At 52.4% G+C, this 24,889-nt stretch carries 26 protein-coding genes, 1 rRNA gene and 1 other annotated feature; all 27 genes read left to right on the top strand.

All coding sequences use genetic code 11. The annotated features are described in order from the left end of the window. Nucleotides 1–96 precede the first annotated feature (96 nt). Nucleotides 97–339: a DUF4321 domain-containing protein gene (locus J2Z18_RS18335; protein WP_007130730.1), complete on the top strand. Its 243-nt coding sequence runs from the start codon at nucleotides 97–99 to the stop codon at nucleotides 337–339. 25 nt (nucleotides 340–364) lie between these two features. Continuing rightward, nucleotides 365–976 carry a Maf family protein gene (locus J2Z18_RS18330; protein WP_210095143.1) on the top strand — a complete coding sequence of 204 codons (612 nt, stop codon included), beginning with the start codon at nucleotides 365–367 and terminating at the stop codon, nucleotides 974–976. Nucleotides 977–1,064: 88 nt separating this feature from the next. Beyond that, nucleotides 1,065–1,754, top strand: coding sequence for a RadC family protein (gene radC / locus J2Z18_RS18325; RefSeq protein WP_007130728.1), 690 nt, complete (start codon nucleotides 1,065–1,067; stop codon nucleotides 1,752–1,754). A gap of 38 nt (nucleotides 1,755–1,792) precedes the next feature. Continuing rightward, the gene (locus J2Z18_RS18320; protein ID WP_007130727.1) at nucleotides 1,793–2,827 is read left to right on the top strand and encodes a rod shape-determining protein; all 1,035 of its coding nucleotides are present in this window, start codon (nucleotides 1,793–1,795) and stop codon (nucleotides 2,825–2,827) included. 56 nt (nucleotides 2,828–2,883) lie between these two features. Next, nucleotides 2,884–3,759, top strand: a complete 876-nt coding sequence (gene mreC / locus J2Z18_RS18315; RefSeq protein WP_007130726.1) for a rod shape-determining protein MreC — start codon at nucleotides 2,884–2,886, stop codon at nucleotides 3,757–3,759. Beyond that, nucleotides 3,756–4,286: a rod shape-determining protein MreD gene (gene mreD, locus J2Z18_RS18310; RefSeq protein WP_007130725.1), complete on the top strand. Its 531-nt coding sequence runs from the start codon at nucleotides 3,756–3,758 to the stop codon at nucleotides 4,284–4,286. Before mreC ends, mreD begins: the two co-directional genes overlap by 4 nt. An 84-nt stretch (nucleotides 4,287–4,370) precedes the next feature. Further along, on the top strand, nucleotides 4,371–5,033 hold the full coding sequence (gene minC, locus J2Z18_RS18305; RefSeq protein ID WP_007130724.1) for a septum site-determining protein MinC: 663 nt from the start codon (nucleotides 4,371–4,373) through the stop codon (nucleotides 5,031–5,033). A 3-nt stretch (nucleotides 5,034–5,036) separates the two neighbouring features. Then, entirely contained in the window at nucleotides 5,037–5,831 is a 795-nt protein-coding gene (gene minD, locus J2Z18_RS18300) for a septum site-determining protein MinD (RefSeq protein ID WP_007130723.1), read from the top strand. Between the two features lie 261 nt (nucleotides 5,832–6,092). Next, nucleotides 6,093–7,013 carry a M23 family metallopeptidase gene (locus tag J2Z18_RS18295; RefSeq protein WP_210095142.1) on the top strand — a complete coding sequence of 307 codons (921 nt, stop codon included), beginning with the start codon at nucleotides 6,093–6,095 and terminating at the stop codon, nucleotides 7,011–7,013. Next, entirely contained in the window at nucleotides 7,006–7,860 is an 855-nt protein-coding gene (locus tag J2Z18_RS18290) for a M50 family metallopeptidase (protein ID WP_007130721.1), read from the top strand. Before J2Z18_RS18295 ends, J2Z18_RS18290 begins: the two co-directional genes overlap by 8 nt. 122 nt (nucleotides 7,861–7,982) lie before the next feature. After that, nucleotides 7,983–9,224 carry an Rne/Rng family ribonuclease gene (locus J2Z18_RS18285; protein WP_210095141.1) on the top strand — a complete coding sequence of 414 codons (1,242 nt, stop codon included), beginning with the start codon at nucleotides 7,983–7,985 and terminating at the stop codon, nucleotides 9,222–9,224. Between the two features lie 56 nt (nucleotides 9,225–9,280). Beyond that, nucleotides 9,281–9,365: a sequence feature (ribosomal protein L21 leader region), on the top strand. A 13-nt stretch (nucleotides 9,366–9,378) separates the two neighbouring features. Next, a complete protein-coding gene (rplU, locus tag J2Z18_RS18280) occupies nucleotides 9,379–9,690 on the top strand; it encodes a 50S ribosomal protein L21 (protein WP_007130719.1) in 312 nt (103 codons plus the stop codon). Between the two features lie 13 nt (nucleotides 9,691–9,703). Beyond that, nucleotides 9,704–10,036, top strand: a complete 333-nt coding sequence (locus J2Z18_RS18275; RefSeq protein WP_077569218.1) for a ribosomal-processing cysteine protease Prp — start codon at nucleotides 9,704–9,706, stop codon at nucleotides 10,034–10,036. Between the two features lie 17 nt (nucleotides 10,037–10,053). Then, complete coding sequence (gene rpmA / locus J2Z18_RS18270) at nucleotides 10,054–10,365, top strand: 50S ribosomal protein L27 (RefSeq protein ID WP_007130717.1); 312 nt, start codon at nucleotides 10,054–10,056, stop codon at nucleotides 10,363–10,365. A gap of 304 nt (nucleotides 10,366–10,669) precedes the next feature. Further along, on the top strand, nucleotides 10,670–11,410 hold the full coding sequence (locus J2Z18_RS18265) for a Spo0B domain-containing protein (RefSeq protein ID WP_007130716.1): 741 nt from the start codon (nucleotides 10,670–10,672) through the stop codon (nucleotides 11,408–11,410). A gap of 13 nt (nucleotides 11,411–11,423) precedes the next feature. Continuing rightward, on the top strand, nucleotides 11,424–12,734 hold the full coding sequence (gene obgE, locus J2Z18_RS18260) for a GTPase ObgE (RefSeq protein ID WP_007130715.1): 1,311 nt from the start codon (nucleotides 11,424–11,426) through the stop codon (nucleotides 12,732–12,734). A 255-nt stretch (nucleotides 12,735–12,989) separates the two neighbouring features. Beyond that, a complete protein-coding gene (locus J2Z18_RS18255) occupies nucleotides 12,990–14,321 on the top strand; it encodes an SPFH domain-containing protein (protein WP_210095140.1) in 1,332 nt (443 codons plus the stop codon). Continuing rightward, nucleotides 14,318–15,082: a hypothetical protein gene (locus tag J2Z18_RS18250; RefSeq protein WP_210095139.1), complete on the top strand. Its 765-nt coding sequence runs from the start codon at nucleotides 14,318–14,320 to the stop codon at nucleotides 15,080–15,082. Before J2Z18_RS18255 ends, J2Z18_RS18250 begins: the two co-directional genes overlap by 4 nt. A gap of 28 nt (nucleotides 15,083–15,110) precedes the next feature. Next, nucleotides 15,111–15,860: a hypothetical protein gene (locus J2Z18_RS18245; RefSeq protein WP_210095138.1), complete on the top strand. Its 750-nt coding sequence runs from the start codon at nucleotides 15,111–15,113 to the stop codon at nucleotides 15,858–15,860. Nucleotides 15,861–16,492: 632 nt separating this feature from the next. After that, nucleotides 16,493–16,930 (top strand): ACT domain-containing protein, encoded by a 438-nt coding sequence (locus J2Z18_RS18240; RefSeq protein WP_077569210.1) that lies wholly within the window; start codon nucleotides 16,493–16,495, stop codon nucleotides 16,928–16,930. 59 nt (nucleotides 16,931–16,989) lie between these two features. After that, a complete protein-coding gene (locus J2Z18_RS18235) occupies nucleotides 16,990–18,276 on the top strand; it encodes a homoserine dehydrogenase (RefSeq protein ID WP_210095137.1) in 1,287 nt (428 codons plus the stop codon). A gap of 94 nt (nucleotides 18,277–18,370) precedes the next feature. Next, nucleotides 18,371–19,444, top strand: a complete 1,074-nt coding sequence (gene thrC, locus J2Z18_RS18230) for a threonine synthase (protein ID WP_028407032.1) — start codon at nucleotides 18,371–18,373, stop codon at nucleotides 19,442–19,444. Next, nucleotides 19,441–20,409, top strand: a complete 969-nt coding sequence (thrB, locus tag J2Z18_RS18225) for a homoserine kinase (RefSeq protein WP_028407031.1) — start codon at nucleotides 19,441–19,443, stop codon at nucleotides 20,407–20,409. Before thrC ends, thrB begins: the two co-directional genes overlap by 4 nt. Further along, nucleotides 20,406–21,293, top strand: coding sequence for a prephenate dehydratase (pheA, locus tag J2Z18_RS18220; protein ID WP_007130707.1), 888 nt, complete (start codon nucleotides 20,406–20,408; stop codon nucleotides 21,291–21,293). Before thrB ends, pheA begins: the two co-directional genes overlap by 4 nt. Beyond that, nucleotides 21,294–22,178 carry a branched-chain-amino-acid transaminase gene (gene ilvE, locus J2Z18_RS18215; protein ID WP_007130706.1) on the top strand — a complete coding sequence of 295 codons (885 nt, stop codon included), beginning with the start codon at nucleotides 21,294–21,296 and terminating at the stop codon, nucleotides 22,176–22,178. A 165-nt stretch (nucleotides 22,179–22,343) separates the two neighbouring features. Then, complete coding sequence (locus tag J2Z18_RS18210) at nucleotides 22,344–24,077, top strand: LysM peptidoglycan-binding domain-containing protein (RefSeq protein WP_210095136.1); 1,734 nt, start codon at nucleotides 22,344–22,346, stop codon at nucleotides 24,075–24,077. 619 nt (nucleotides 24,078–24,696) lie between these two features. Continuing rightward, nucleotides 24,697–24,889, top strand: a 16S ribosomal RNA gene (locus J2Z18_RS18205); the annotation flags it as partial.

The following is a 24,889-nucleotide window of genomic DNA, read 5'->3' as shown; positions in this document are numbered from 1 at the left end:
TGGAAATAGTTCCCCCTGCCGGATTTCTGTTTGTATTGCTTATCGATTCACCGTATAATAATTAGGGTGTCAAAAAATGGCGAGGGAAGAGGATGCATGAAGAAAAATAAAGGAATGCTCATCTTATTTTTGCTGTTAGGGTGGCTTGCCGGCACATGGATCGCGAAGGCGCTTGAGCCGGTTAAGGCGGTGTCGTTTCTAACGGCGTCTACGCCCATCAAGTGGTCCCCTTCAGCCGACCTTGACATCATCATTTACGACATTAACCTTGAACTTCATTTCAGCCTGCTTAGTCTGCTGGGCATCATTGCAGCGATCTGGCTATACCGCAGGCTCTAAGACATGACAAAGGAGACTATCCCCCTTGAAAGAGAAGAGAAATCGCCGTATAATACTGGCTTCGACCTCTCCTCGGCGTCAGGAGCTGATCGCCTCCCTTCGAATTCCATTCGAAATCGTGCCGAGTGAAGCGGATGAGGATACGCCTGCAGAATGGTCTCCGGACCGGATTGTAGAATCGCTGGCTCTCCGTAAGGCGGAGGCGGTTCGCCGCAAGCTGAATACGGACCAGGGCGGCGGGATTATCGTCGGAAGCGACACGGTTGTTGTACTGGAGGATCTCGTGCTGGGGAAACCGGTGGATCATGACGATGCGGTGCGAATGCTGACCATGCTTCAGGGACGCGCTCACCGGGTATTTACGGGAGTTGCATGCATCGATCTGGCATCGGGCGCGATCAAGGTGTCTCACCGCGAAACCAAAGTGAGCATGAAACGCTTGAGTCCGGATGCGGTTGAAGCTTATGTAAGGAGCGGCGAACCGATGGACAAGGCCGGTGCGTATGCGATTCAGGGCCTTGGAGCAACGCTTATCGAAGGTATTGAGGGCGACTATTTTAATGTCGTCGGCCTTCCGCTTTCTCTGCTGTCGGACATGCTGTCTGAGATGGGGATGGATGTACTAACCGAATCGTAGATATAAAGGCTGATCGGTTCGCTGTCCTTGGGAGCACCCGGGGCAAGCTGAAACCGATTGATTTTATTCTTAGAAAGTAGGGGAATCTATGGAGTCGCCAACATTATTGCTGCGCGACATCCCCCATGACGAACGACCAAGAGAACGCATGATGCATTATGGGGCGAGCGCACTGAGCCATGCGGAATTGCTGGCGATATTGCTTCGAACAGGAACCCGCCAGGAATCTGCCGTACATATAGCGCAGCGGCTGCTTAAGGAAGCCGGAGGAATCCGGCAGCTCGTGGACCTCAGCATCGAAGAACTTACGCAAATTAAAGGAATTGGAACCGCCAAGGCCGTTCAGCTGAAGGCTGGCATAGAGCTTGGACGGCGATTGGCGGCATCCAGGCATGTGGAGCCTGTCATTATACGCAATCCGCATGATGCAGCGGAGCTGCTCAGTGAACAGATGCGATATTTGCAGAAAGAGCATTTTGTCTGCTTGTTTTTAAATACGAAGAATCACGTCATTGCCCAGGAAACGTTATCGATGGGGAGCCTCAACGCTTCCATCGTTCATCCCCGCGAGGTGTTCAGAGCGGCTATCAAATGCAGCAGTGCGTCGCTGGTATGCGCGCACAACCATCCAAGCGGAGATCCGACGCCCAGCCCGGAAGACATTTCCCTTACCTCCCGTCTGGTGGAGGCGGGACAGATTGTCGGGATCGACGTGCTGGATCATCTGATTATCGGGGACGGATCGTTCGTAAGTTTGAAGGAACGGGGCTTGATGTAATATAATAGTTCAGATTGAGGAAGAAAGGGAGATACATCATGTTGGGTGGTTTTACAAAAGATTTGGGAATCGATTTGGGGACGGCGAATACGCTGGTCTATGTCCGCGGTAAAGGAATTGTCGTGAGGGAGCCGTCTGTGGTTGCACTGCGTACGGATACAAAGACGATTGAGGCGGTCGGCGAGTCCGCAAAGAAAATGATCGGACGTACGCCGGGCAACATCCGTGCCATCCGTCCGATGAAGGACGGCGTCATTGCAGATTTTGATACGACGGCAACGATGATTAAGTATTTTATTCGCCAAGCGCAGAAGCAGCGCTCCGTTTTCCCGCGCCATCCGAATGTGATGGTCTGTGTTCCTTCGGGCATTACGGCGGTTGAACAGCGTGCGGTAGAGGATGCAACCAAGCAAGCCGGCGCACGCGAGGCGTATATCATTGAGGAGCCGTTCGCGGCCGCGATCGGCGCGGACCTGCCTGTATGGGAGCCGACCGGCAGCATGGTAGTCGATATCGGAGGCGGCACCACCGAGGTTGCGGTTATCTCGCTCGGCGGCATCGTAACGAGCCGTTCGGTTCGCGTTGCCGGCGATGAGATGGATGATTCTATTATTTCCTATATCAAACGACAATATAATCTGATGATCGGTGAGCGCACCGCCGAGCTGTTGAAGATGGAAGTCGGCTCCGCCATGCCGCTTGAAACGGTGGAAACGATGGAAATCCGCGGGCGCGACCTCGTAACCGGTCTGCCGAAGACCATTACGATTACGTCCGATGAGATTAGCGAAGCGCTGGCTGACACGATCAACGCCATCGTGGATGCGGTGAAGGTTACGCTGGAGAAATGTCCTCCGGAGCTTGCTGCGGATATTATGGACCGCGGTATCGTCCTGACCGGCGGCGGCGCGCTGCTGCGCAACCTGGACAAGCTGCTTGCCGAAGAGACCGGCATGCCGGTGATCGTTGCCGAGAATCCGCTGGACTGCGTGGCGATCGGTACGGGCAAGGCGCTCGAAAACATCCACCTGTTCAAATCCCGGAGCAGCTCTGCCGTCCGTTCCAAACGGTAGACCCAAGATGCGTGTAAACCCCTAATGTTGGGAGAGAAAAACAGTAAGGTTAGAGGGTGTTGCAACTGTTTAAGCTGCTAGGCAACAAGCGCTTGTTCATCATGCTTATCGGGCTCGTGGCGTTTATCGCGATCATGGGATTTACGCTCGGTCCGAGAGCTTCTTTATCTTGGCCTGAGAAATTCGTTAAAGATACGGTCGGTTTTGTGCAAAGCGTATTTTACAAGCCCGCTGCCTATATAGCGGGTTTCTTTGAAGACGTGCGGAATATGAAGGCGGTCTATGAGGAGAATGAAGAGCTTCGTAGGGCGGTTGCGCAGTATTCGCGAGAGAGTGCGAATTACAATACGATAAAAGCGAAGTACGAGAGGCTTCGGGATAATCTCCGATTTACGCAAAACCAGAAAAACCGGGATAAATATGATTACCGTACGGCAGAGGTGATCGCTGTCAATTCGGATCCGAACAACCGGACGCTTGTCGTCAATTTGGGCGAGCGCGACGGCATCCGGCCGAACATGTCGGTCACTACGGTTGACGGCATGGTGGGCATCGTAAGCAACGTGAGCAATTTCACCTCCACGGTGAAGCTGCTGACAACGATGGATGCCCAGGACCCGAATCCGCAGCCGATCTCGGTTACGGCGATCGGCAAGGAGGACAAAACCTTCGGCATCGTAGAAACTTACGACGAGAAGACCAACACGCTGCTCATGACACGGGTTGCGGAGGATGATCCGATTGCGGAAGGAGACAAGATTATTTCGTCCGGCGCGGGCGGCGTCATTCCGCCGGGCCTGATCATTGGAACCGTAGATAGCGTCCAGATCAGCCAATTCGGGCAGAGCAGAACCGCAACGATTACGCCTGCCGCCAAATTCGAGGACTGGAGATATGTCATTATCGTGGTTACCCCAGAGGAGCCGAAATGATGGCGCGCAAGCAGATTCTCATTCTCCTGTTGTTCGTTTTGTTCATCCTGCAAGGCACGGTGTTCTTCTGGTTAACGCCGAGCTCGCTGCAGCTGCAGATCTATCCTAATTTTGTTCTGGTCGCCATATTTTTCGTCTCGATCTATTATCACCGCCATACCGGCCTTGTGCTCGGACTTATATTCGGTATGCTTCATGACATCGTATACTACGGCGAAATGATCGGCACTTATTCTTTTGCTATGGGCATATCCGCATATTTGCTGGGACTTGTGTTCAAGGCGCCGCGTGCTCCGCTGCCGATGATGATGACGATCGTCATCTTGGGAAGCCTGCTGTTCGATAGCACGCTGTTTGGTATCTACAAGGTATTCCGGCTTAATCCGACCTCTTACAACTGGTCGCTGCTGCATCATATGCTGCCGAATCTCCTCGTTCACTTTGCCTTTGCTTTGGCGATTTATGTCCCGGTCCGCAAGCAGCTGGAGCTGATCGCGAAATATCAGCGAAGAAAGACTGCTTCCTAAGCCCACGCCAAGACATTTTACGAAGACTAGCAGGAACTTGAAGGTTTGAGCGCGAAATGTACTAGGATGGGAGGGACAGGTCTTATGGCTGTAAAATCCAATCATGTGACGATTAAGGGCATTAAGGATGGCCTGGTATTCCTGCTTGACGATCAATGTGAGCTCGACGAGCTGCTCCAGGAGCTTAGGTATAAGCTGGAGCACAGTCACCAGAATATTTTGACCGGACCGATCATTCATGTGGATGTAAAGCTGGGATCCCGTAAAGTATCCGAAGAAGAAAAGCAGATGATTCTCGATATATTAAAGCAAAAAGGAAATCTTCTAATCCGCAATGTAGAGTCCCCGCCGATCGAGCCGGAGACCCCTCCCGGCAGCCAGCTGGAGCTGATGACGGGAATCGTGCGATCAGGGCAGGTGCTGCACCATGATGGAGATCTCCTATTCCTAGGAGACGTCAATCCCGGGGGCGTCATTACGTGCACCGGTGATATATACATACTGGGCGCGCTGCGCGGAACCGCGCATGCCGGTGTGGACGGCAACGAAGAAGCGATTATTGCCGCTTCGTATTTCGCTCCTACCCAGCTCCGGATTTCTCAAATGATCAGCCGGCCGCCGGACGAATGGGAGACGCGCGAGACGGTCATGGAATTTGCTTATTTGAAGAACGGAAGCATGGAGATCGACAAGATCAGCAACATCTCACGTTTGGGTCGGGATTTTAATGTGTTTAAAGGGGTGTAGTACATGGGAGAGGCAATCGTCGTAACTTCTGGTAAGGGCGGAGTCGGTAAAACGACGACATCGGCGAACATCGGCACAGCTTTAGCACTCTTGGGAAAAAAAGTGTGTTTGGTGGATACGGATATCGGTCTGCGCAATTTGGATGTCGTCATGGGCCTGGAGAACCGGATTATTTACGACATATGCGACGTTGCAGAAGGGCGATGCCGGCTCAATCAAGCGTTGATCAAGGACAAGCGCTTTGACGATCTGTATATGCTGCCTGCAGCCCAGACGAAGGATAAGAACGCGATTTCTCCGGATCAAGTGAAGGATATCGTTCTCGAACTCAAGAAAGAATTCGAATACATCATCATCGATTGCCCTGCAGGAATCGAACAGGGCTTCAAGAATGCAATTGCCGGCGCCGATAAAGCCATTGTCGTTACGACGCCGGAGAACGCAGCCGTTCGGGACGCAGACCGGGTTATCGGGCTTCTGGAGAGCTCCCATGTGGAATCGCCGAAGCTGATCGTGAACCGGATCCGTCCGAACATGGTGAAGACCGGCGACATGCTCGAGATTGAAGATGTGCTGCAGGTGCTGAACATCGATTTGATCGGCATCGTGCCCGATGACGAGAAGGTTATCAAGGCGGCCAATAGTGGGGAGCCGACCGTCATGAATCCGGATTCCCAGGCGGCGATCGCCTATCGGAACATCGCACGCCGAATTCTTGGCGATACCGTGCCTCTGATGCAGATTCATCAGAAAAAGGGCATGTTCACCAAGTTCAAGAAGTTTTTCGGAATGGGTTAAACGAAGTTTCAGTTTCATATAGAGCAGCAGGGGTATCCCAACAGATCTTGGATCTGGCGGGATACCCCTTTTTACTGTTGGAAGACGCTCGCGTAAGAGGTTCTCACGAAGGCAACGGCATTTCTACCGGATCCGGCTCATCAAGATGAGCAGGGCTTGTTCTAAACGGCTTTCCCTCCCTCATATGATAGGACAAGAAGAGATCTGCCGAAGGATCTTGAGGCAGACAGATTAACAAACAAGCCCCAAGGGGGAGAGCTTATGGACGTTAAATCCTCAGTGAAACATCGTAGGGAAGCCCGGATCCGGGAGCTGCTCGAGGGCGGACAGCATTCGCTCCCGCCGGACAAGTCGTGGCCGGCGCTGCCTGGACAAGCGGAGACGGTCAAGCCGGAGGCCAAAGAGCCCGAGCGGGCTCAGAAGGCGAATGTCAGACCGGCATTGCCCGATCGGTCCTCGGCCGATATGGAGCCGGATCCCGAGCGGCTCTGGAAGCAGCAGGGATATCGCGGCTGGTACGACACTATAGATCCCGGCGACGCTCCGAATCCGCCGCGAAGGGGATCCTTTCTGCCCGGCCTTGTTCGACGCCTCGTCGTGAGCGCGCTGCTGTTCGGCATCGTGTGGGGGATATTTTCCATGCAGCAGCCATGGGCTCTGCGAACGCAGGCCTTTATCATCGAAGGGCTGAGCCGTGAGATGGATTTCCGCGCGGCCCAGGTATGGTACGAAGAGCATTTTGGAGAAGCTCCATCCTTTATTCCGATTTTCGGGCAAACCGATGAGCACTCCACCAAAGTGAATGCATCCACATCGCTCATTCCTCCGCTTGAAGGCAGGTTGGTGCAATCCTTTGCTGTAGATCTGAAGGGAATCGTGCTGGAAGCCGCAGGAGGATCGTTATCCCAGCGGGCGGTCAGAAGCATTGAGACCGGCCGGGTACTGGAGGTGACAGAGCATCCGGAGAACGGGATATCGGTTTTAATTCAGCATACGGGAAACCGGAAGGCGATTTACAGCAGACTGGCGGAGACCGGGCTGAAGGTCAACGATTGGGTGCAGGGCGGAGATCCGATCGGTACGCTTCAATCGACGGATTCGGGCAGTCCCCCGACGCTTTATTTTGTTCTCAAAGAGGGCAACCGGGACGTGGACCCTGCGGAAGTGATGCCGCTTGATTAATTTTAAGGGGACAGCCCTGTCGCTGCATCCGCTTTTTGTCATCGTCATGCTGGCTTCCGTCGTAACGGGACGTTTTCTCGAGCTGCTTACATTATTCATCATCGTCTTTATCCATGAATTAGGTCATGCCGCCGCCGCTGCAGCGATGGGGTTCAAGGTGAGAGCCATTCAGATGCTGCCGTTCGGCGGCGTTGCTGTTATAGAGGACGATGGGCGGATGACGGCATGGAAGGAAATCGTCATCGCGCTTTCAGGTCCGCTCCAAAATGCCATCATGATCGGACTTGCCCTCTGCTGCCGCTGGGCCGGCTGGGGAGACGAGGCGATGCTGGCTTATATTATCCAGGGAAATGTGATGATCGCTCTATTCAATCTCCTGCCGATTCTGCCTCTTGATGGAGGAAAGGTGCTCCAGGCGCTGATCAGTTTAATCGCTCCTTACCACGCAACGCTGGTATGGACTTCCCGGGCCGGCATATGCGGCAGTCTGCTGATGATCGCTTACGGACTTGCTCCCTTATCCTCCGGCGGCGGGATCCGCCTCAACCTGCTGATGATCGGGCTGTTTCTGGCATACTCCAACTTTGAGGATCACCGGAATGTGCCTTACCGTTTTCTCCGATTTCTTGTGCAGCGCAGCGAGATTTATGAACGAAATTTGGAGCGGCTCGGACCGGCGCAGCCGATCGTAGCCGATTCTGCGAAACCTTTGAGTGATATCATGCGTCTATTTAAAAGAGAGAAGTATCATTTGATATATGTGATGGGCGGACCGGGCCGTTTGCTCGCCGTTGTGCCTGAACAGCATGTCATCTCTTCGTACTTCGCATCAAATGGACCACCCTGATATGCGTAAAATCGTAAACATCATGAGGGAGACGCAGGGTGGGCCGATTCTGTCTGCTTCATTCATCCAAATTGTGGTAGGATAGAATCATAGAGTTCGTCTTCCGTTTGTGAGGTGAAGCCATGAGGCAAATGATCGTTCATTGTGAACATGAGAACATTCAGATGGCTCTCATCGAGGATGGGAGATTAGCGGAATTCGCGGTTGAGCGAAATTCCGAGCAGAGCGTAGTCGGAAGCATTTACAAGGGAAAGGTTGTCAATGTGCTGCCCGGGATGCAGGCAGCCTTTGTCGATATCGGACTGAAGAAGAACGCATTTTTATATGTTGATGATGTGCTTCATCCGCATCTTGAGAAACAGCCGAAGCAGAAACCCTCGATCTCGCAGCTGCTGACCGTCGGCCAAGAGCTGATCGTTCAAGTGATGAAAGAGCCGAGAGGAGGCAAGGGAGCCAGGGTGACAACGCATTTCTCCCTTCCGGGCAGATGCATGGTATACATGCCGACAGCCGATTATGTCGCCGTCTCGAAGAAGATCGAGCGCGATGCGGAGCGCAGCCGGCTGAAGGGGATTGGAGAGCAGCTGCGAACCGGGGAAGAGGGCATCATTATCCGGACGGTTTCGGAGGATGAGCCCATCGATTTTATCCGCAGTGATCTTGAGTTTTTAAGGGAAGAATGGGCGAGAATAACGGAAAAGGCACGGAAGCTTCAAGCTCCCGCTTTGCTCCATCGGGATCTTGGCCTTTTGCAGCGCCTGATCAGGGATTCATTTGATCCTTATGAGGATGAGCTCGTGATTGACAGCCTGCCCAAAGCCGAGGAGACGATTAGCTACCTGAAGGACAGCGTCCCGGGCATCGAGCCAAAGGTTATCCATTATTCGGAGAGCGTCCCGCTCTTCCAGGCTTACGGGATTGATGATCAGCTGAAGACCGGCTTCGCAAGAAAGATTGCGCTGCCGGAAGGGGTTACGATCGTCATTGACCAGACGGAAGCGATGACCATTATCGATGTCAATACCGCCAAATATATCGGCGGGGATAATCTGGGCGAGACGATTCTCCAGACCAACCTGCTGGCCGCTCGCGAGATTGCACGCATATTGCGGCTGTGGGACATCGGAGGGATCATCATCGTCGACTTCATCGATATGGAGCGCGAGGAGCATCGGCATCAGGTAGCGGCGGCAATGGAGGAGGCGATCCGGAAGGATCGGAGCAAGACCTTTGTCGTAGGCTGGACCAAGCTGGATTTGCTGGAAATGACCCGTAAGAAAGCGAGAGAGAGCATGCCGCTGCCCTTTGCCAAGCCTTGCGGTGCCTGCGGAGGGAGAGGATTTGTTCTTCCTTCTGGAGGTTGACGTTGAATAAGGATTATGATATTATCATTGGGTATGTGTGAAGTAATCTATTGCTGCACATGCTGTAACCGCTCCGGTTGGGTTTATAAGCGCTGTTCAGGTAAGGACAGTCACCTTTTCCAGGCGAGTCTGAGACATAGGGAGGTGCAAGCAAATGTACGCTATTATCGAAACAGGCGGTAAGCAATACAAAGTTCAAGAGGGCGATGTATTGTTCATCGAGAAGCTGAATGCAGGTGACGGAGAGAGCGTGACTTTCGACCGTGTACTGGCCGTTTCCAAAGAGGACGGACTGGTAGCAGGTACTCCGGTTGTAGCCGGTGCAACTGTGACTGCGAAAGTGGAGAAGCACGGTAAAGGCCGCAAGGTCGTTGTATACAAATACAAGCCGAAGAAGAACTACCACAAGAAGCAAGGTCATCGTCAGCCTTATACGAAAGTAACCATCGAGAAGATCCAAGCGTAAGAGGGTGCGGTAAGTGATTACGGTACAGATCCTGCGCGGGGAAGATGGACGAATCCGTAGCTTTAAGGTTGAGGGACATGCGGGCTATGCCGATCCCGGACAAGATATCGTGTGTGCCGGAGTATCCAGCATCACGGTGGGGACGGTCAATTCCGTCGAGGCTCTTACCGGAACCGTTATGGAGACCCGGATGAAGGGCGGCTTTCTCAGCGCGAATCTTCCGAAGAGTGCAGACGAATCTGCATCGGGTCAAGTTCAGCTGCTTCTCGAGTCGATGGTTGTCATGTTGCAGGGAATTGCCGATTCATACGGCAAATATATACGAATACAAGAATTGACTACTTAAAGAAGGAGGTAGACAACATGTTGAAATTGGATCTTCAGTTATTCGCATCGAAAAAAGGTGTAGGTTCCACGAAGAACGGTCGTGACAGTGAAGCGAAGCGCCTTGGCGTGAAGCGTGCGGACGGTCAAGTTGTGACCGGCGGCAGCATCTTGGTTCGTCAACGCGGTACGAAAATTCACCCAGGCACGAACGTGGGTATCGGTAAAGACGATACTTTGTTTGCGAAAGTGGACGGCGTTGTGAAATTCGAACGTTGGGGCCGTGACCGCAAGAAAGTGAGCGTCTACCCGGTTGAAGTCGCTCCTGTAGCGGCTGCAGTGGAAGCTTAATCGTTTCTTATACTGCTTACAGAAGAAGCCTTTCGGCATCGTTGCCGGGGCTTCTTTTTTTAATTATAAGAAGGGGCTTGCTTCACTCCGTGGGCGGGGTATCCGGTCGTCGAGTTGGTTAGCATCTTCGAAGCCAAGGTGGAGTAACCGTTAGCCTGCAGCGCCTTCGATCGCTGGCCTTCCACCGTAATTCGTATTGAAATTTGCCAAGATCATCATCCAGGGGATGAACCGTGCGGAAAGACTGTGATATACTGAGATCTGGTGAATGTAACCAATTGCTGTTGAAAGACGAGGAGAAGCGATGAAATCCTGGATATGGATAACGGCTGGGGCCGGTTTAACCTCAGTCTTGCCGGTAGCATGGATGGTATGGAAGCCTAGTCTCGCAGCGGGTGCCGTAACGGCGATCTGGGCTGCGGCTGCTTCGGTTGGCGCTGCATGGCTTGTGCTGCGGTCGGAGAAGCGCAGGCAGCAGGCGATCGTTCGGAATATGGAGCACGCGTCGATTCGGATGTTGAATCATCACCGACATGATTGGATGAATGAACTTCAAATTTTATACGGCTATATTCAATTAGGCAAGCTTGATAAATCCGTGGCTTGTGTGGAAAGAATAAAAGAGCGGATGGCGCTGGAGAGCAAAATATCCAAGCTGGGCATCCCTTCTCTGGTTTTTTATTTACATTCATACCGGACCTCCGGCAACAATCTGCAGCTGGAAGTTGACATTGTGGATCAAGTCCAGTTGGAAGGCAAGGTCTCGCCAGGAACGGCCGATCGGGTGGCCGAAACGATTATTCGGACGGTCAAGGCTTTCCAGATGAGCGGGAAGGCGTCATGGGGAGAAACCCGGGAGTTAGCGTTAACATTTATGCAGCAGGAGCATGAGCTGATTGTATGGGCACAGGGTGAAGGAGACTTCGGAGAACCCGACAGCTTAAGGCTTCAGATCGAACAAGCCGTACAGGACGAAGGCGTTCGGGTGGAACAGACGGAGCCGGGGGAACCCACGTACCGCTTATACCTGCCGTTAGTGACTTGAGGAAGGTGATATCATGTTTGTAGATAAAGCGAAAGTTTACGTAAAAGGCGGAGACGGAGGAGATGGCCTCATTGCATTCCGCCGTGAGAAGTATGTGCCTGAGGGCGGCCCTGCCGGCGGTGACGGCGGCAAAGGCGGCGATGTCATATTTCGAGTGGATGAAGGACTGCGTACGCTGATGGATTTCCGTTACCAGAAGCATTTTAAGGCCAAGCGCGGAGAAAAGGGACGGAACAAAAGCCAGCATGGCGCCAACGCTGAAAATTTGATTGTGCGCATACCGCCCGGCACGATCCTGATGGATGACGACACGGGCGAAGTGATCGGGGATCTGACCCGGCATGGGCAGCAGGTCGTTGTAGCCAGAGGCGGACGTGGGGGACGGGGAAATATCCGTTTCGCAACGCCAAACAATCCTGCGCCGGAGCTCGCCGAGAACGGTGAAGAGGGCGAAGAGCGATATGTCGTAATGGAGCTTAAGGTTATGGCCGATGTCGGTCTGGTCGGCTTCCCGAGCGTCGGCAAGTCTACGCTGTTATCGGTCGTTTCCGCCGCGCAGCCTAAGATTGGAGCCTATCATTTTACGACCATCACGCCAAATCTCGGTATGGTGGAAGTGGGCGATGGCCGAAACTTCGTCATGGCCGATCTGCCCGGATTGATCGAGGGCGCCCATGAGGGCGTCGGACTCGGACATGAGTTCCTCCGGCATGTAGAGCGGACGCGCGTCATTATTCATGTGGTGGATATGGCCGGTACGGAGGGCAGGGACCCGTTCGAGGATTGGGAGAAGATCAATGATGAGATCAGGCTCTACAATGCGGCTCTGATGGACCGCCCGCAAATTGTGGCTGCCAATAAGATGGATATGCCTGAAGCCGAAGAGAATCTGGCCGTCTTCACCGAGAAGGTAAAGGCGATCCGCCCGGACATTGAAGTTATGCCCATTTCTTCACTGACCCGTCAAGGGATCCAGGAGCTTCTGTACCGAACGATGGATATTCTTGAGAGCATGCCGGAAGAGCCAACGGTGGAAGAGGTGACCGAGGTTGCCGAGCGGAAGGTCTACAAGTTCAAAGCCCAGAATGACAACTCGTTCACGATTACCCGCGACAATGAAATGTATGTCGTGCACAGCGAACGGATCGAGCGGATGCTGAAGCGGATGCAGATGAATTCGCATGACGCGATTCTGAAGCTTGCCCGGACCATGCGCCATATGGGTGTGGACGAGGAGCTTCGCAAGCGCGGTGCAACGGAAGGAACGATTGTACGAATCGGCGATTTTGAATTCGAGTTTGTTGAAGGAAGCAGCTATTATTAAGAGCAGAACAGAAGGATGGAACATCCCCCAATCGGGGCCTTCGAGCGCCGCTGGTTTTGTTTGATAAAGAGATACCGCTAAGTCTGTATGCAAGCAGGCTTGGCGGTTTTTTTGTACGCTAAAGAGCGCGAATATGCCCGCATTCCCAAATTTTTCATCCATTTACCAGTCAAATCGTATACAATAGTAGTACATTTGTACCTTTTTTTTATTGATCATCAGATCGGACGAACCGTGCAAAAGGAGAGCAGAACTATGGCAATCATTGACGTTGTTAAATTTGAAGGCCCGCCGGATGTGTTTGCTTGGCGTTATCCGAACCAGGAACTGGGCACCTGGACCCAACTTATCGTTCATGAATCGCAGGAGGCGATTTTATATAAGGGCGGCCAAGCCTTGGATTCCTTCTCTGCAGGCAGGCATACGCTAAGCACTGCAAACATTCCGATTTTATCGAATATCATCAATCTTCCGTTCGGCGGCAAATCCCTGTTTACCGCTGAAGTATGGTTTATCAACAAAATGCGCTCACTGGATGTGAAGTGGGGGACGAGCGCGCCGATACAGCTCCAGGATTCCAAATATAATATTATCGTCTCCGTGCGGGCATTCGGACAGTTCGGGGTCCAGATCAGCGATCCGAGAAAATTTTTGGGGAAAATGGTCGGCACGCTGCCAACCTTTGATCAAAGCACCTTGGTCAAATATTACCGGGGGATTCTTATGTCCAATATTAAGGATATCATCTCCTCGTACATCATTTTCAAAAAAATCAGCGTCGTCGAAATCAGCGCCTATATGACGGAAATATCAAAGCACATTATGGAAGCGATTGCTCTATCGTTCGATGAGATGGGGATTACGCTGCTCAATTTCTTTGTCGATTCCATCAACATACCGGAAGATGACCCCGCGGCTCTTCGAATTAAGGAAGCATTGGCGAAGAAAGCGGAAATGGACATTATCGGCTATACATATCATCAGGAGCGGACCTTCGATACGCTGGAAGGAGCCGCGAAGAATCCCGGGAGCCCGGCGGGAATCATCGGCAGCGGGCTGGGCGTAGGGATCGGCATGGCTGGTCCGGTATATGAGACGATGACCCGAGTGTTAAGGGACACTGAGGTACCGACTGCGGACGGCCCCGGACTGAAGCCAAGAGCCTGTACCGAGTGCGGAACGTTGATCGACGAGCATTCCCGGTTTTGTTCAGGCTGTGGTCAGCCGGCCCATGTGCAGAAGCCGGACAAGCCGGCTCGCGATATTTTGTGCACCGATTGCGGTCATGTGATCCCCCGTCATGCGAAGTTTTGCCTGAACTGCGGAGATCCGTACAGAGCCTGCCCATCCTGCGGCTATGATTATCCGGCGAATGCCAAGATATGCGCGGAATGCGGCGCCCAGCTGCCAATCCCTTGCCGGGAATGCAGCCACTTGCTGGACCCGGGGGCGAAATTCTGTCCGAACTGCGGAGCAAGCCATAGGCTTCAATGCACTAACTGCAATCATGAGGTACAGCCGGGGCAGAAGTTCTGCATGGAATGCGGGCATCGGTTAATGGAAAGTGAAAGCGGTGATCCATCATGACGTCAAGAGTCGCAACTCGAAACGGTTTCTGGTTGGCTGCCGCGATCGTGCCGGTGGCAACGATACTGCTATTCGGTTTTATTGGCGGGCTGACCGATATCAACGCGTGGATGTCCGGCATTGCCATTGGTTTCGCTGAGGCGTCTGTGCTTCTTTTTACCGGATCCTGCATCCATCAACGCAGACGCAAAGCTGCTGCCTCCAAGGCCCCTTTTACGATCGCCATGGGCTTCATTATCGGGGTGTATGCCGTATCCGTCATCCTTGAGGTGATTTTGCTGGGAAACCTGTTTAAGCTCTCAGGGCCGGCGTATCTCAAAATCCATGCGATGACGTTATTGGGATTTGCCGTTGTTTTGGCTTTAGTCTCTCTGATCGGCAGGTATGCATTCGCTCATGAGGAGAAGGAGGGGGAGCACACAGCAAGGAAGCGTGAAACGGTCGCTTGGGTTGGAGCGATCCGGGGAAAGCTGAACCTGCTGTCAGGCGAGGATATCCCCTTGCTGGACCGGGATTTGGCTGAACTGGAGGAGACGCTTCGCTACAGCGATCCCATTCCCCATGCCTCCCTCCATGAAATGGAGCATTTGATCCGGGAGAAAATCGCGGTATTGGAGGATCAGGTGACACTGATCGGTGAAGTCAGCGCCGAAGCCCGCCCGGAGGTGGCCGAGGAAACGGCACGCATGATCCGGGATATCCTCAGAACGGTGCAGGACCGTAATATGCAGCTTTTACATGCAAAAGCAGGTTCTACATAAAAGCAGATCAAGGAGATAACGTATGGGTATGCCTTTGAAACCTTATAAATTGAAATTTTCCACAACCGATGCCCTTATCCTCGTGGCTGCCGTTTTATTTTTTCCGCTAGCTATGGTGCTGGCCGCCATTCGAATGATTGCCACCCAGCGACGAAACAGCTGCAAGGGGAGAAATTACAGGCTCTTGGGCTGGGTATTGCTAATTACGTTTATGGTCCTTGAGTTTTTGATGATCGTCGGCAGCACCGGCACCGGGGAGACCGGGAGTCTTACGGAAGTCACGATCTTCTTGGGAATCGTTTTTCTGCTTCCGGCAGTCATTTTGTTCGTGATCGGAAACAAGCGGGACCAAAGCTTCGGAATGCTGATCGAGGTTTATACGGATGCCATCGTCCGAAGGAGGCTGTTCCATATCCCGTACATTGCCCAGGCGGTTAGGCAGGGACCGGAGCAGGTGATCCGGGATTTGAATGATATGTTTCGCATGCATTTGCTCCCCCATGGACGGATCGAGAACGGGGTCGTGAAAATCCCGTCCTTGCGGAGCCGGGAAGACTTCAGCGAAACCAGTGGTGCACAGAGCCTTGATGAGCAGCTGAACTCGGTCCTGAATCAAGCAGCCGTGATTTTGACGGCAGAGCGGACGGAGACACCGGAAGAGGACGGCCCGTATTGGATAGAATGCCCCGGATGCGGTGCGAAATCGTCCGTGGCCCGCGGCGAGCACAAGGAGTGTGACTATTGCGGCACGCTGCTGAGGCACAGCAGGATCGGGTAGACGGAGGGTTCGAAAAAGGGGGATCTGCCCAAGCCCCTTCTAAAGCACTGGTCGCCTTGATCGAGTGGCCCAAGCGTGTAAGGATAAAAGCCGGCCTGTGCGACAAGTCCCTTTTAGGGACTTGTTTGCTACTGCGGCGCTGGATTGGGCGCGACAAGTCCCTTTTAGGGACTTGTTTGCTACTGTGGCGCTGGATTGGGCGCGACAAGTCCCTTTTAGGGACTTGTTTGCTCCTGCAGCGCTGGATTGGGCACAACAAGTCCCTTTAAGGGACTTGTTTGCTATTTCAGCGCTGGATTGGGCGTGACAAGTCCCTTTTAGGGACTTGTTTGCTTCTGCAACGCTGCATTTGGCCCCACAAGTCCCTTTAAGGGACTTGTTTGCTGTCGCGGGCCCGAGGTACTTCATTCTTCGCTTTAAGCGTAGTATGGGCGTTTTTTCTTCGCTAAATTTACAATTTTACAGGGTTAACGATGAGTTCCTATAAAATTTGCGATATAGTATAGGTTATAGCCTGGACATGAAGATGCTGCCAACGCGAAAAAAGGGACATTTATGTATTGCCCTTGCCCGATATATCCAGTATAATGTCCACTATACGAAAACAGTAGTCTTTGAGGAGAGGACGTTTTGTGAAGGAACGCTATTATTTGGTCCGGGAAGACATCCTTCCCGAAGCTGTGGTCAAAACGATGCAGGTGAAGAAGCTGCTGGCCTCCGGCGACGTCAAGACGGTCCATGAAGCTGTTGAGCAGGTAGGGCTTAGCCGCAGCGCCTTTTATAAGTATAAGGATGGCATCCATCCGATCAATCAGCTGGAGCGGGATGAAATTGTCACCATATCGATTGATATGGAGCACCGTTCGGGCATGCTGTCAGAGGTGCTTGGATTGGTTGCCGGTGAAGGCGGCAATGTGCTGACCATCCACCAGAGCATTCCTTTACAGGGGATCGCAAACGTGGTGATCTCTGTTGAGGTCTCCCGTTTGATTGAAGAGCTCGACGATTTGTTGGACGGTCTGCGCCGGATCACCGGCGTACGCAAAGTACAGATGATCGGGCAAGGATAATTCGTTTCATAGTTAAGTAAATCGCTTATTGTGATGGGATACGGGAGGTAATTGTAGGAATGAAGCCGGTGAAGATAGGACTTTTAGGATTGGGAACAGTAGGAACTGGGGTTGTGCGAATTGTAGAAGGTCATCAGGAGGATCTGAGCAGCCAGGTCGGATCACCGATCGTGATCGAGCGGATTGCGGTGAAGCATCTGGAGAAATACCGCAGCGTCAGTGTGGATCAGAGCAAGCTGACGGAGGATCCGTGGGAAGTGATCCGGGATCCGGAGATTGATGTCATTGTGGAAGTTATGGGCGGCATCGATCAGACGAAGACGTACATTTTGGAAGCGCTGGACCGCGGCAAGCATATCGTGACGGCGAATAAGGATCTGATGGCTCTGCACGGCGCCGAGATTTTGGCAAAAGCGCAAGAGAAGCAGTGCGATGTATTCTATGAGGCAAGCGTAGCCGGCGGTATTCCGATTATCCGGACGCTGATTGAAGGCTTCTCATCGGACCGCATTATGAAGATTATGGGGATCGTGAACGGTACGACCAATTATATTTTGACGAAAATGAGCCAGGAGGGCGCATCCTTTGAGGACGTACTGGCTGAAGCGCAGGCGCTCGGCTATGCGGAGGCAGACCCGACCTCTGATGTGGAGGGCCTGGACGCGGCACGCAAGATGGCGATTCTCGGAACGCTTGGTTTCCGGACGAATGTCGAGCTGCAGGATGTATCGGTCAAGGGAATCTCTCAAGTAACCAAAGAAGACATTTCGTACGCCAAACGTCTGGGCTATGAGATGAAGCTGCTCGGCATCGCGGAGCGTCAGGACGACGAGGTCAGCATCAGCGTGCAGCCGACCATGGTACGCACGGGACATCCCATCGCAGCCGTTAACGGTGTTTTCAACGCCGTCTACGTCTATGGGGAAGCTGTAGGGGAGACAATGTTCTACGGTGCGGGTGCCGGCGAGATGCCGACGGCGACCTCCGTTGTGGCGGATCTGGTCGCGATCATCAAAAACATGAAGCTTGGCGTGAACGGTCTGAAAGCGATCGTTCCGTATAAACCGAAGAAGCTTAAGACGGATGAGCAGATTTCGTATAAAAACTTCATTCTGCTGCATGTCGATGATAAAGCGGGTGTACTCGCCCAAATCACCCAAGTGTTTGCACAGCATGACGTAAGCCTGGAATCGGTCGTCCAGCAGCCGAATGACCAGAATCCGGATGCAGAGATCATCATCGTCACGCACCATGCGAGCAAGGCAAATATGGATAAGGTGCTGAATCATTTCGAGGGCCTGGAGGTTATTCGGCGGATCAAGAGCGTCTACCGCGTAGAAGGCTAACCCATAAGACCGCGAAGTGAGCATCAGAGCCGAGACTATATTTTTTCATAGAAGCCGAGACTATATTTTTTCATAGAAAAGGAGATCATGAGAGATGCCGTACGAAGGACTGCTTCAAACTTATAAAGAATATTTACCCGTTAATGAACAAACCCCGCTGCTGACCCTTAAAGAGGGGAATACGCCCCTGATCCGCGCCGAAAACCTGTCGGAGGAGCTAGGGATCGATCTGCACTTTAAATTTGAAGGCCTGAATCCTACAGGCTCCTTTAAAGACCGGGGAATGGTGATGGCGGTAGCAAAGGCGATGGAGGAAGGCAGCCGCACCATTATGTGCGCCTCGACCGGCAATACCTCCGCTGCAGCGGCTGCTTATGCGGCGCGTGGCGGGTTGAACTGCATCGTTATTATCCCGAACAACAATATTGCCCTGGGCAAACTCGCACAGGCGATGATCTACGGCGCCAAAGTGATTGCCATCGACGGCAATTTTGACCGCGCACTGGAAATCGTCCGGGAGATCACGGCTAAGCATCCGATTACCCTCGTCAACTCCGTGAACCCGTACCGGATTGAAGGGCAGAAGACGGCTGCATTCGAAGTGGTTGATCAGTTGGGAAAAGCGCCGGACGTGCTGGCGATCCCGGTTGGGAATGCGGGCAATATCTCCGCATATTGGAAAGGCTTCAAGGAATACCATGCAGCCGGCAAAGCGGCTTCGCTTCCTAAAATGCTCGGCTTTGAGGCCGAAGGAGCCATGGCCATCGTGAAAGGCGAGCCGATTGCTAATCCGGAAACGGTCGCAACGGCAATCCGAATCGGCAATCCGGCCAGCTGGAAGACGGCGGTTGCTGCAGCCGAGGAGTCCCGCGGCCAGATTAACTATGTAACCGATGAGGAAATATTGGAAGCCTACCGCAAAATCGCGTCACGTGAAGGAATCTTTGCCGAGCCGGGATCCGCAGCTTCGATTGCAGGCGTATATAAAATGAAGCGGGAAGGATATTTTAAAGGCGGGGAATCCGTTGTCTGCGTTCTGACTGGACATGGATTGAAGGATCCGAACATCGCGATTTCAACCGTCAAATCGGAACCGCTGGTCGTATCCGATACGGAGTCCGCAGTCATGGAAGCCATCGCGAAGCTTGAAGGGGCTGCGCAGGTATGAGTTTGTCCCAAGGCGTAAGGGTGAAGGTTCCGGCCAGTACGGCCAACCTCGGTCCCGGATTTGATACGCTCGGCATGGCATTGTCACTATACTCCTGGATCGAGCTGAAGCCGGCTGATCGCACTGAATTTCATCTCTACGGGGACGAGATGAAGGGAGTGCCGGTCGACAAAAGCAATTTGATCTATAAAGTGGCGCAAATGGTGTTCGATGAAGCAGGAGAATCGGTTCCCGAGCTTGAAATATCGATGTATTCCGACATTCCGTTGGCCCGGGGACTCGGCAGCAGCGCTTCCGCCATCGTTGGCGCCTTGTTCGCGGCCAATGCGTTGATCGGCTCTCCGCTGTCTGAGGCCAAGCTGTTCGATATGGCGACTGCCCTCGAGAAGCATCCGGACAACGTTGGCGCCTCGTTATTTGGCGGCATTATTACGGCGGTATGGGATGGAAAGCATGCGGATTATATCCGGATCGACCCACCGGCCCGTCTCGGGACGGTGGTCGTCATTCCGGATTTCCACCTGGCCACGTCCAAAGCACGGGAGGCGCTGCCTGCCCAGGTCAATTTGGCCGATGCCGTATATAATATTAGTCGATCGTCCTTGATGACGGCTGCCCTGTCGGCAGGCCGCCTGGATCTTGTCCGTGCAGCGATGCAGGACCGCATTCACCAGCCTTACCGGGCACCGCTCGTGCCCGGGATGCCGAGAATTCTGGCGGAAGCGCCTGATCAAGGCGCACTGGGGGTCGCGCTCAGCGGAGCAGGCCCGACGATCATCGCTTTCGTGGATCGTGACGATCGGCGTGTGGATGATCTCAAGGCTTACTTGGTGAAAGCGATGGAGGCCGAAGGCATTTCGGCCTCGTGCTTCTGTCTGGACCCGGCAGCCGAGGGCGTCCGGACGATGGACGACATCAACAACAGATCCTTTTTGGATATGATTAGAGGGGAAGTTACCGCATGAAAAAAATAGCCTTGTTGCCCTCAGGATCGGTATCTCATGAAGCGATACGATATCTTCTTGGCGATCAGCCTGTCGAGCTGGTCCACTACAAACTGATCTCTGATGTGTTCATGTCTACGGTCGAAGGCAAGAGTGATTATAGCGTCATTCCGATTGAGAATACGATTGAGGGCTCTGTAAGCCTCCATATGGATTGGCTTGTCAATGAGGTGGATATGCCGATGCAGGTGGAGTGGGTGTATCCGTCGATTCAAAATTTGATCGGCAATGCTTCGGAATTCCGCGGACCCGATGGAATGATGGATTTCAGCAAGATTACGAAAATCTGGTCCCATCAGGTTGCGACTGCCCAGTGCCGCCAATTCCTGGCCAAAGCAGCCCCTCAGGCGGAGCTTGAACAGGTTGGCAGCACGTCCGAAGGCGTTAAAATCGTAAAAGAAAATCCGGGCAAAGGGTGGGCGGCCATCGGAACATCCCTCGGTGCAGCGGAGCATGGATTGGATCTGCTCGCAGAGCGGATTACGGATCACGACAACAATTACACCCGGTTCGTGCTGATCGGCCATGAGCCGATCGCCATTGACCGTTCACCGGAGCATGTCAAGACGAGCATTCTGGTTACGCTGCCGGAAGATGTGCCGGGTGCGCTGCATCAGGTGCTTTCGGCATTTGCGTGGAGACGGCTGAACCTGACCCGAATCGAATCCCGGCCGACCAAGAAAAAGCTCGGCAACTATTATTTCTATATTGATGTAATGGCTCCGGCCGATTCCGTTCTGTTGACGGCCGCCATGGGAGAAATCGAAGCGCTCGGATGCCAAGTCCGCACGCTTGGATCGTATCCGGGTTACGCCTACGAAAGCGAGAAATTGGGGGTAAAGTAAATGTCTGAGCAATGGATCTATTTAGACGGAGAATTTGTCACGAAAGAGAATGCGAAAGTTTCGGTATTTGATCACGGCTTCCTGTACGGGGACGGCATTTTCGAAGGCATCCGGATTTATAACGGCAACATCTTCAAATGCAAAGAGCATTTGGACCGTTTATACGATTCGGCCAAGTCTATCGATCTAGTTATTCCATTGGCCTACGATGAGCTGCTGGAGGCAATGGCGGAGACGATTCGCCGCAACGATATGAGAGACGGCTACATCCGCCTCGTCGTGTCGCGCGGTGCCGGCAATCTGGGGCTTGATCCACGTCGCTGCCCGAAACCGACGGTGTTGATCATTGTCGAACAGTTGGCAATCTATTCTGAGGAAGCTTATTTGAACGGCTTGCGGGCGGTTTCTGTGGCCCAGCGCAGAAACATTCCGGATGCGCTCAATCCGAAGATCAAGTCGCTGAACTATTTGAACAACATCCTCGTTAAGATCCAGTCAAACTTCGCAGGGGCCGATGAAGCCATTATGATGAACGCTCAAGGGTATGTTACGGAGGGTTCGGGAGACAATATTTTTATCGTGAAAAATGGTGTCGTCACAACGCCGCCTTGTTACCTGGGCGCACTTGAAGGCATTACGCGCCAGGCGATTATCGAGCTGTGCGGCAAGCTTGACATTCCGCTTAAGGAAGAGCCTTTCAGCATGCATGATGTGTATATCGCCGACGAGGTATTTTTCACAGGTACGGCCGCCGAGGTCATCGCTGCACGCGAAATTGACGGGCGCACCATCGGAAAAGGGCAAGCGGGTCCGATTACGCTCCGATTGCTTGAAGAATTCCGGAAAATCGTTGAGATTGACGGGTATAAAGTTTGGGAATCCTAAAGATTACGGACAAGTAAATCAAGCTTATTGAACAATCCTTTCATGTCGATGAAAGGATTTTTTTTGTATCGAGGGATGTCAATCGCCCATTTCTTGCATAGGATGTAGTAACGAACACGGGCGAATAACCATGACGCCTAGAAGAGTGTAGGAGGTTTTAGCGGCGTGAAGATACACATCGTCAAGGAAGGCGACACCCTATATGAGCTGTCCAAAAAATTTGACGTACCGTTAACGAAGATCATCGATGCCAACCCGCAGCTGGTCGATCCGAATAAGCTTGATGTCGGGGCTAAAATTAAAATTCCGACAGAGCCCGTTCCGGTACCTGGCGGCAGCCAGCCAATTATCCATAAGCACACGGTAAAGCAAGGGGATTCTCTATGGAAGCTGTCCAAAGCTTGGGGAGTGACCCTGAAAGAAATTATCGATGCCAACCCGCAGCTTAAAAATCCGAATGCCCTTTTGGTGGGAGAGATTGTGAACATCCCTTCATCTGGCATTTATACGGAGACGGGGGACAGCGATGGCGTAACGATGAGTGCTGAAATGGCTCCAGGCAAAAAGAAGCCGGGCAGCAAGGATTACACGGGCGTCAAAGAAGAAATTACCCAGCCCGTACCGCAGCCGCCGGTGGCCCCGCCACAGCCAATGCCAGAGCCGCCTGTGTTACCGAAGCTACCGGAGATTGCGCCTCTGCCGGAGGAGCCTAAAAAGGTAGAGCCGGAGTACAAACCGGAGATTAAGCCCGAGATTAAGCCCGAGTACAAACCTGAGATTAAACTCGAGTATAAACCGGAGATTAAACCCGAATTTAAACTAGAATACAAACCGGAGTATAAGCCAGAGTTCAAGCCAGAATTTAAACCGGAGTATAAACCGGAATACAAACCGGAATACAAACCGGAATACAAACCGGAATACAAACCTTTTGAGCCGGAGCAAATGTATCCGTTAAAGACAATGCCAATGCCGCATCCGGTTCTTCCGGTCGATGAACCATGCCCGAAGGTTGCTGATTTCCATGTCCAACCTTTCATGCATCCATGTCCGGAGTTTCCGATTCACCATGTTCCGGATCATCCATGTCTTGGTCCGTACCAACATCACCATCATCATGGATATCATGAGCCTCAGTTTACGATGCCGCAATACGGTTATCCGGAATCCCCATGCGGGTGCCATGAACCGGTAAAATGGCAAGGAGAGAGCGTTCATCCATACTACCACGTGCCACAGCCGGCCGTTCCGGCGTCCTATGGAGAAGCTTGGGGAAATGCAGCGGGAGGTTATCCGGGATTGTCCGGGGACTCGGTTGGGATGGAGTATTCCCAGGTATCCGTTTCCGAGTCCTATACGGCAGGAGTTACTTCTAACTATATGCCGTACTCGGAACATCACGGGATTTCGCCGCTTGGCTACGCCTCTTCACCTTGCGGCTGTCAGGGCGGAGAAGTTAGTCCTTTTTACGGTATGCCTCAAAGTTATCCATATGCTAACCAGGGCGCATCGGAGAATGCAATGCCTTATAATTGGCAGCATGGTGCCATGAATTCGTCGGGTGCCTACAGCGTTCCTTCGGCACCGATTGGAGCTTTCGGCGCAAATCCATCATTCATGAACCCTTATGAACAGATGTGGATAGACCGTCAAAATGAAGAACAAGGAGTAGGAATTGCTTCAAGCTTTACGGAAGATGCACCTCCAACGAATCATTCAGTTGAAGAGAGCGATCAGGAAGCTGAAATTCGTGACGCTGCAATTGAAGAGAATAGTAAGACGGCCAAGGCAAAGGTTCATCGTCAGACGGGGGGGAAAGCCTCCAGAACTGCAGCCAAGAAAACACGGAAGCCGCAGTCGGCAAAGAACAAACAGCAAAACCCATGGATAAAAGGATAAAGGTTTAGCGAAAAAATAAGGGGTAACAGCTTAGAGGTAAGTTGTGAGTGGTTTAGAGCCATGTTAGGATTTTTAGTAGAAGGGCGGCCGGTCACCGGCCGTCTTGTCTCATTATAGTAGGGATACAAAGCGTGGTAAAATATAGGGCGGAACGAGCTTTAAGTGCTTTGAAAGCCACTCTTTAATTAGTACAAGCTGCAATAATGGATTTGGAAAAAATTATGCATTGTTAAACAGTATTGATTCATGATATATTATAAATCCAGTCGCGAAACGAACGCCTTTGCGGCAGGGAAGAGGTCGATGAATAATTTTTGGTTTGGATTTTAAGAAATCAAAAAACTTAAAAAAACCTCTTGCATTATCGAAATGGATATGATATATTATAAGAGTTGCTGATGCGAACGGGATTCGCCGGTAACGAAAAGGTTGATCTTTGAAAACTGAACAACGAGTGAGTAAAACGAACCGCTTCGGCGGGGAGTTACAATAGAGAATTGAACAAATTCTCGTCAGTTTTTCTAATGAGCTTAATCGCTCTTTCAAGACTCACCAGATTTGATTCACTCATCCGAGTGGAACCCAAATCCGGCGAGGTCGATCGTCCTTCGGACGATCTTTATTGGAGAGTTTGATCCTGGCTCAGGACGAACGCTGGCGGCGTGCCTAATACATGCAAGTCGAGCGGACTGATGGTTTCCTTCGGGAAACCGTTGGTTAGCGGCGGACGGGTGAGTAACACGTAGGCAACCTGCCCTCAAGACTGGGATAACTACCGGAAACGGTAGCTAATACCGGATAATTAAATCTGC

Origin of the sequence: Paenibacillus lactis (assembly GCF_017873605.1) — a bacterium.
Lineage (GTDB): Bacteria > Bacillota > Bacilli > Paenibacillales > Paenibacillaceae > Paenibacillus_AQ > Paenibacillus_AQ lactis.
The sequence above is the reverse complement of the archived record's forward strand: the minus strand, read 5'-3'. Positions and strand labels throughout refer to the sequence as shown.

Coding starts and splice junctions, on each gene's coding strand:
- J2Z18_RS18335 (WP_007130730.1), top strand. CDS start 97: ATGAAGAAAAATAAAGGAATGCTCATCTTATTTTTGCTGTTAGGGTGG.
- radC (WP_007130728.1), top strand. CDS start 1,065: ATGGAGTCGCCAACATTATTGCTGCGCGACATCCCCCATGACGAACGA.
- J2Z18_RS18320 (WP_007130727.1), top strand. CDS start 1,793: ATGTTGGGTGGTTTTACAAAAGATTTGGGAATCGATTTGGGGACGGCG.
- mreD (WP_007130725.1), top strand. CDS start 3,756: ATGATGGCGCGCAAGCAGATTCTCATTCTCCTGTTGTTCGTTTTGTTC.
- minC (WP_007130724.1), top strand. CDS start 4,371: ATGGCTGTAAAATCCAATCATGTGACGATTAAGGGCATTAAGGATGGC.
- minD (WP_007130723.1), top strand. CDS start 5,037: ATGGGAGAGGCAATCGTCGTAACTTCTGGTAAGGGCGGAGTCGGTAAA.
- J2Z18_RS18295 (WP_210095142.1), top strand. CDS start 6,093: ATGGACGTTAAATCCTCAGTGAAACATCGTAGGGAAGCCCGGATCCGG.
- J2Z18_RS18285 (WP_210095141.1), top strand. CDS start 7,983: ATGAGGCAAATGATCGTTCATTGTGAACATGAGAACATTCAGATGGCT.
- rplU (WP_007130719.1), top strand. CDS start 9,379: ATGTACGCTATTATCGAAACAGGCGGTAAGCAATACAAAGTTCAAGAG.
- rpmA (WP_007130717.1), top strand. CDS start 10,054: ATGTTGAAATTGGATCTTCAGTTATTCGCATCGAAAAAAGGTGTAGGT.
- J2Z18_RS18265 (WP_007130716.1), top strand. CDS start 10,670: ATGAAATCCTGGATATGGATAACGGCTGGGGCCGGTTTAACCTCAGTC.
- obgE (WP_007130715.1), top strand. CDS start 11,424: ATGTTTGTAGATAAAGCGAAAGTTTACGTAAAAGGCGGAGACGGAGGA.
- J2Z18_RS18255 (WP_210095140.1), top strand. CDS start 12,990: ATGGCAATCATTGACGTTGTTAAATTTGAAGGCCCGCCGGATGTGTTT.
- J2Z18_RS18250 (WP_210095139.1), top strand. CDS start 14,318: ATGACGTCAAGAGTCGCAACTCGAAACGGTTTCTGGTTGGCTGCCGCG.
- J2Z18_RS18245 (WP_210095138.1), top strand. CDS start 15,111: ATGCCTTTGAAACCTTATAAATTGAAATTTTCCACAACCGATGCCCTT.
- J2Z18_RS18235 (WP_210095137.1), top strand. CDS start 16,990: ATGAAGCCGGTGAAGATAGGACTTTTAGGATTGGGAACAGTAGGAACT.
- thrC (WP_028407032.1), top strand. CDS start 18,371: ATGCCGTACGAAGGACTGCTTCAAACTTATAAAGAATATTTACCCGTT.
- thrB (WP_028407031.1), top strand. CDS start 19,441: ATGAGTTTGTCCCAAGGCGTAAGGGTGAAGGTTCCGGCCAGTACGGCC.
- pheA (WP_007130707.1), top strand. CDS start 20,406: ATGAAAAAAATAGCCTTGTTGCCCTCAGGATCGGTATCTCATGAAGCG.
- ilvE (WP_007130706.1), top strand. CDS start 21,294: ATGTCTGAGCAATGGATCTATTTAGACGGAGAATTTGTCACGAAAGAG.